The organism is Methylobacterium sp. GC_Met_3 (assembly GCF_026540775.1).
Classification (GTDB): domain Bacteria; phylum Pseudomonadota; class Alphaproteobacteria; order Rhizobiales; family Beijerinckiaceae; genus Methylobacterium.
This window is the reverse complement of record NZ_JALNUL010000103.1, coordinates 1-6,400: the sequence shown is the minus strand read 5'-3', so window position 1 is coordinate 6,400 and position 6,400 is coordinate 1. Positions and strand designations below refer to the sequence as shown.

7 protein-coding genes are annotated in these 6,400 nt (G+C 64.2%); 2 read left to right on the top strand and 5 right to left on the bottom strand.

Annotated elements, in window-relative coordinates:
• Window positions 1-275 precede the first annotated feature (275 nt).
• A complete protein-coding gene (locus tag OXS27_RS31360; RefSeq protein ID WP_267361572.1) occupies window positions 276-1,028 on the bottom strand; it encodes a glucose 1-dehydrogenase in 753 nt (250 codons plus the stop codon).
• Window positions 1,029-1,102: 74 nt separating this feature from the next.
• Here OXS27_RS31360 and OXS27_RS31355 point away from each other — a divergent pair, with 74 nt between their 5' ends.
• A complete protein-coding gene (locus tag OXS27_RS31355; RefSeq protein WP_267361571.1) occupies window positions 1,103-1,285 on the top strand; it encodes a hypothetical protein in 183 nt (60 codons plus the stop codon).
• Window positions 1,286-1,311: 26 nt separating this feature from the next.
• Here the strand turns inward: OXS27_RS31355 and OXS27_RS31350 are convergent, their stop codons facing one another.
• Both OXS27_RS31350 and OXS27_RS31345 read right to left on the bottom strand, forming a co-directional pair.
• On the bottom strand, window positions 1,312-1,704 hold the full coding sequence (locus OXS27_RS31350; RefSeq protein WP_267361570.1) for a hypothetical protein: 393 nt from the start codon (window positions 1,702-1,704) through the stop codon (window positions 1,312-1,314).
• Window positions 1,705-1,796: 92 nt separating this feature from the next.
• Window positions 1,797-2,483: a glutathione S-transferase gene (locus tag OXS27_RS31345; RefSeq protein ID WP_267361569.1), complete on the bottom strand. Its 687-nt coding sequence runs from the start codon at window positions 2,481-2,483 to the stop codon at window positions 1,797-1,799.
• Between the two features lie 116 nt (window positions 2,484-2,599).
• On the opposite strand from OXS27_RS31345, the gene OXS27_RS31340 reads away from it, so the two are divergent.
• Window positions 2,600-3,466, top strand: coding sequence for a LysR family transcriptional regulator (locus tag OXS27_RS31340; protein WP_267361568.1), 867 nt, complete (start codon window positions 2,600-2,602; stop codon window positions 3,464-3,466).
• 104 nt (window positions 3,467-3,570) lie between these two features.
• Here OXS27_RS31340 and OXS27_RS31335 read toward each other — a convergent pair whose 3' ends face one another.
• Both OXS27_RS31335 and OXS27_RS31330 read right to left on the bottom strand, forming a co-directional pair.
• On the bottom strand, window positions 3,571-4,209 hold the full coding sequence (locus OXS27_RS31335; protein ID WP_267361567.1) for an HD domain-containing protein: 639 nt from the start codon (window positions 4,207-4,209) through the stop codon (window positions 3,571-3,573).
• A 175-nt stretch (window positions 4,210-4,384) separates the two neighbouring features.
• A partial coding sequence (locus tag OXS27_RS31330) for a xanthine dehydrogenase family protein molybdopterin-binding subunit (RefSeq protein ID WP_267361566.1) occupies window positions 4,385-6,400 on the bottom strand: 2,016 nt, incomplete at its 5' end.

The following is a 6,400-nucleotide window of genomic DNA, read 5'->3' as shown; positions in this document are numbered from 1 at the left end:
CTAGCATCACCTTCTCGATGTCTACCAAAGCGGCGACGAGGGAAAGCCGGTCCATATAGTCGCCGCGTCGGATCTCAATGCCCGAGGTTGCTAATTCGCCGAGGGTGTCGGGATCACGGGCGAACGCCACGATCCGGTCGTCGCCGACCCGTTGTCCGCAGGAACTCGATCGTCTGGCGCCCAAGGTGGCCAGTGGCGCCGGTCACGAGAAGCTTCGTCATGATGATGCCCTTCGATTGCCCGCAGCGGCGGATGGGGATGGAGTGAACGGCCGCTCAGATCTGCGCCCAGCCTCCATCGACCTCGATGTTTGCACCGTTGACGAAACTTGATGCCTCCGAGGCCAGGAATAAAGCTGTCCTCGCGATTTCATCCGGATCGCCGACCCGGCCAAGGGGAACCTGGGCCGCCATGCGTTCCATCATCGCCGTGAGCGCGGCGGCGTCGGGCGCCGCCCCTGTCAGGCCAGGTGTACCGATAGGACCGGGGCTAATGACGTTCACTCGGATCCGGCGATCCTTTAGGTCCACGATCCAGGTTCGGGCGAAACTGCGGATGGCCGCCTTCGTGGCGGCATAGACGCTGCTTCCGCCCAGTCCCTTGCCGGCGACCGTCGACGACATCAGGACGACGGCACCGCCGTCAAGCATGAGAGGCAGGGCCTTCTGGACGGTGAAGAGCAGCCCCCTGACGTTGACCGAGAACACCCGGTCGAAGTGCGCCGCGGTGACGCTTCCGATCGGCGCATGTTCGAGGATGCCAGCATTGGCGACGACGATGTCGATGCGGCCCTTGTCGGTCCTGATCGTCTCGTAGACGCGGTCGAGGTCCGCGAGGTTCGACGCATCGGCCCGGATGGCCTTCACGTTGCCACCGATCTCGTCGACCGCGCTATCTAACTCCGCCTGCCGACGACCAGTAACGAAGACGAACGCTCCCTCGGCGACGAAGCGTTTGGCGATGGCTCGGCCGATGCCGCTACTGCCGCCGGTGACGATGGCGACCTTACCCTGCAGGATGCGGGTCATGAGTATTCTTTCATTTTATTGAGTGTTGCGCAGGCTCAGCCGATGCGCGGGAACCGGATCACGATTTTTCCGACATGCCGTCGACCATCGAGCCGCTCGAACGCATCCCGGGCCGCCGCGAATTCAAAGATTCGATCGATGACGGGTTGAATCTTTGCTGTCGTCACGGCTCGCACGAGGTTTTCCAAACCGGCGCGATCACCGACCATGACGTTGCGGAAGATGGCGCCGCTATTCTTCAGCGCGAAGAAGTCTAGGGGTGGATTGTCCGCGCTGAGATACCCTATCGACGCAATCTCGCCGCCGCGGGCGATTGCTTTTCGTAGGAGAGGCCAGCCGGCATCGGCACGACGGCTTCCTGGCTCACGGCCTTCATCTCGACGAGCCAGCCATCCCGCTCGCTGCCGTAGTCGTCGTTCGTGGAGGTCGTCGGCACCCGCCCGCCGAACCAGCGCGGATGGAAGTTGCTGATGACGTGGTCACCTACTTGATAGACACGGACGTCGTCGCCGACCTCGACGACCTCGCCCGCTGCGACGGGTCCTTCTGTGGTCAGGCTGTTAGGTGTTAGCCTGCCGCCGGCCTGAGGAGCTCCGGATTTGGCGGCCACGGCCGCCTTGCCGGAAAAGGATAACAGGCTAAGGGCGGCGCCAGAACTCGCGCCAGCATTGAACAAGTTTCAGCGAGATCTGTCAAAAATGGGCTCAAATCCGAACATGGAGGCATTTCCTTAGTATCGTGCGAGCTCGACGGGACCAGCACGGCGGATCACAATCCGAGGCGGCTCACGTCCTCTAGCGCGAGGTCCCGTCCGCCTCGCTCCTTGACGCCGGGACGGTCGGCCACCTTCGATCGCCACACCGACAGCGCCGCGTGTTCGACCGGGATCGCTACGCCCGCGGCGTCTGCGAACATGAGGCCAGCAAAGAGAGTGATGTCGGCCATCGAAAAGGCATCGCCGGCGAGATAGGCCTGGGTCCGGAGGACGCCTTCGAAGTATCTTAGCCCTTCCAGCGCCTTATCGCGCTGCTGATTTCCCCAGACCGTCCGGTCCAGCCATTCGGGGTTCTTATAGACCTGAAGTATGGGTCCGAGGCCGGGCGTAGCGTTGTGGAAGTAGTATCCGATCGCGTCGAGCACTTCGGCCTCGGCGCGGCGCTGCATCATGTGGATCATCGCCTTCTCACGCGGCGATCGGCCGGTAAGGGTCGGGTTGCCGTCGATATTGTCGAGATACTCAGTGATGGCGGTGCATTCCGAGATGTAAGTTCCATCATCGAGCTGCAACACCGGCAACACACCGGCCGGATTTTTTGCAAGGAAGGCGGCTTGCTTGTGCTCGGCGCCGATGAGGTCGATGGAAACGAATTCGATCCTGGCATCCAACCCCTTTTCGGCGAGTACGATGCGGATGCGGGCGGGATTGGGAAATCCGGCCCTGTCGAAAATCTTCATGGTGCAGCCTTTTTCCGCGGCGAGCCCGCTGCGGGTCCGACCAAAGAATAGTTAGGCCTCGACACAGTCTTGTTGAACTTGGTATTATCGCACAGGTCTTGTGAAAAAACGCCCTGATGTTCGACTGGGAAGATTTGAGGCACTTCATCGCGCTTGCGGAGACCGGCACGCTGTCGGGGGCCGCACGCGCCCTTAAGGTCGACCACGCCACGGTCGGGCGTCGCGTGTCAGCGCTAGAGCGGGCATTCGATACCCCGTTGATCGAGCGCTTGCCCAAACGATGGATCCTAACGGACGCCGGACGGCAGGTGGCGTCCCAGGCCGAGGACATGCAGGCCCAGGCCCACTCTCTGGAACGTGCCCTTAAAGCGCAGCATTCACCGTTGTCGGGCACGGTCACGGTCAGCACGCCCCCCGCCTTCGCGAGCCACGTCTTGGCGCCTCGGCTCGCGATTTTTCGGCGCCTCTACCCGAACCTGCATCTGGTCCTGCTGGGGAACCAAGCGGTGGCGTCCTTGAGCAGGCAGGAGGCGGACATCGCCGTGCGGATTAGCAGGCCCCAGGAGGCGAGCAGCGTAAGCCGCAAGGTCGGCACGATGGAGTTCTGGCTTTACGCCGCGCCGAGCTATTTGGAGATACCTTCCGCCGGCTGGGACTTCATCGCTTATGACGCGACGTTGGATCATGTGGTGGAGCAGCGATGGCTCCTTGAGTTCGCAGGTGATCGCCCCGTCGTGTTTCGAGCCAACGATCTCATGTGCCAGGCCGCGGCCGCCAGAGCGGGTGTCGGGATCGCAGTATTGCCTTGTTTCATGGCCCGGGACGATAAGGGCTTAATCCCACTGACTGCGGACTTGAAACGCCCGGCCCGGGACATCTACCTCGTGGTCCATTCCGACCTGCGCCGCATGCCCGCGGTCCGGGCGGTGCTAGAGTTCGTCGCAGACGAGGTCGGTAGGGCCCTTCCTCCTTCGGGACTCTGAATGAGGGCCGTCAGGCCATCGAACTTAGGTCCCTTCAATGTCGGGATGCGCGGGTTGCCTGGACACGACGGTATCCCCAGGAACTGCCGCCCATGCTGGTCCCCTCAGCCCCATCGGGATTTGCGAATGACGCTGCAGAAATCGCCGCGATGGAAGTGCGGCTCCTTGTCGGCGATGACGTCGGCCTTGACGTTGCCGAACGTGGTGTCGGGCTTGTGCTTTATCCCGTCGTAGAAGGCCTGGATGATGTCTTCCTTAAAGTCGCGGGAGCGCGGATACGCCCGGACCACGGCCTCCCGGACCTCCTCGGCATACTCGGCATAGGTCAGGCCGAGCACATCCATCTCGACGCCGGCCGTGACGAGAGCCACGACGGGATGCATATGTTTCGGGATCCCGGGCGTGGTGTGGAGCGCGATAGAGGTCCAAACTGTGTCGATGTCGGCTTGATCGATTCCATGGCCCTTGAGGAAATCCCGGGCCGCATTCGCGCCATCGACCTCGAACCGCTCCGTTGCGCTGCTGTGTGCCGCGATCAGACCGATGTCGTGGAACATCGCGCCGGCGTAGAGCAATTCGGGATCGAACTGCAGACCGCGGTCCTGGCCCGCAAGGGCGCCGAAATAGTAGACCCGGCTCGAATGATTAAAGAGCAGCTCGTTCTCCGTATCGCGCACGAACTCCGTCACCGCGCGACCTAGCTTGCTGTCGGGGGGCTGGATGCCCTGGATCGAGACGGTCACTATCGGCTTCCTTCCGTGGCTTGATGTCGATCTCGTTGGGTTGGATGTCACTGCCGATTTGGATCAACGCACCTCTGCTCGCCAACGAGGTTCAATCGCCGCTCGATGTTGGATCGGTGATTGGACAACCGATGCATAGTCTCGATGAGCGCGTGCCGACGGCACCCGCGCTGCGCTACACCCCTGATAGCTTTTCCTTGGCGAGCGGCAGACTCCGCACGCGACGTCCTGTGAGGGCGGCGACCGCGTTGACAACGGCGGGCGGCACGCCGGGAAGGCCCGGCTCGCCGATCCCTCCCATGGGGGCTCCACTCTCCACGATGGTGACGTGCACCCGCGGCATCCGCTCGCGATCGAGAATCGGATATGCGTCGTAGTTGCGGGCCTGCCGCGTTCCGCCTTCGTAGACCACCTGCTCCAGCAGGGTCGCCGAGAGCCCGAGAGCGGCAGCGCCCTCGACTTGCCGCTTGACGATGGCAGGGTTGACCACGCTGCCCGGATCGATGGCGATCCAGAGGTCGTGGACCTTTGCCTCGCCATCCTTGAGCGACACCTCGGCGATCGTCGCGGTCTCCGAGCCGAAGGGCGAGGCCATGGAGACGCCGCGGGCGCGCCGGGTCCCGTCCGCGGCCTGGAACGGTCCTCGCTTCCAGCCGCCCGCGAGGTCGGCGACGACCTTGAGTAGGGTCGCGTGGCGGGGGCTGCCCTTCAGCAGGGCCATGCGCAGGGCGAACGGATCCTTGCCGCCGGCCTGTGCGACCTCGTCGAGGAAGCTCTCGTAGAAGAAGTCGTTCATCGAGTGCCCGACCGAGCGCCAGAAGGCGATGGTGACGGGATGCGGCACCCGCACGTAGTCGAGGCGCCGGTTCGGGATCGCGTAGGGCTTCTTGTCGAGGCCTTCCACCACAGAGGAATCGACCGGCGCCTTGAAAATCGAGCCGAACCAGCGGCTGATCGGTCCCTCGCCCACGGCGGCCGTTTGAATCGCAAGAGGCATCCCGTCAGCCCCAAGCGCGGCGCGGAAGCGGGCGAAGCCGAGGGGCCGCACCGCATCCATGCCGAACTCCTCCTCGCGCGACCACAGCACCCGCACTGGCCGGCCTGTTGCCTTAGCGAGCAGGATCGCCTGCGGGAACGGGTTAGACGAGCCGTAGTAAAAGTGGCGTCCGAAAAACCCGCCGAGCATCGGCGAGTGGATGCGCACCGCATCGGGCTGGAACCCGGCGACCTTGGCGGCCACGGACTGGAACAGCTCAGGCATCTGGTTCGGTAGCCAGACGTCGAGGGTGCCGTCGCCATTGAAGCGGGCGATGGACGAGGGCGGCTCCAACTGCGCATGGGCGAGGTAGGGCGCGTCGTATTCTGCCTCGACCATTCGGCTTGTCTTGGCGAACGCTCCGGCGACGTCCCCCTCCGCCTCGGCCGACAATCCGGGCTCGCGTGTGGCCTTGAGGGCCGCCAGCATGGCCGCCGACGAGAACGTGCCAGAGACCGTGGCGAGGCCGGCGGCGGCGGGTTTCGTCCAAGTAACGTTCACAGCTTCCACCGCCTTGCGGGCCCGCCACCAGCTGTCGGCGACCACCGCGACGGCGCCGGGCAGGCGGTGGATCGAGTGGACACCCGGCATCGCCTTCACGTCCGCCTCGTTGGTGAGGGCCTCGGGTTCGGTCCCGAGGTGCGGCGCGTGCTGAACGGCGGCGTGGAGCATGCCCTCGACCTTGAGGTCGATGGCGTAGGTGGCCTTGCCCGTCGACTTGTCGCGCATGTCGAGGCGGGCCACTGACTTTCCGATGTAGCGGAAGTCCTTGGGATCCTTAAGCGGCACGTCCTCGCGAGGCAGCAGGGCGAGAGCGGCCTCGGCCAGCTCGCCGTAGCCTAGACTGCGGTTCGAGGACTTGTGCATCACCCGACCGTCATCGGTGGTAAGCGTCTCCTGCTTCACGTCGAGCCGGGCAGCCGCCGCACGCAGCAGCATCTCCCGGGCCGTGGCACCGAGGCGGCGCATGACAGCGTAGCTCGATCGGGTCGAAAAGCTGCCGCCGGTCAGGCGAAGGCCGTTGACGACGGCGTAGTCAGGGCCGGGCGGCGCGCATTCCACCACGAACCGGCTCGGGTCGAGATCGAGTTCCTCGCCAATGGTCTGGGCGAGACCGGTGTTGATGCCCTGCCCACCCTCGACGAACGGGCTTAG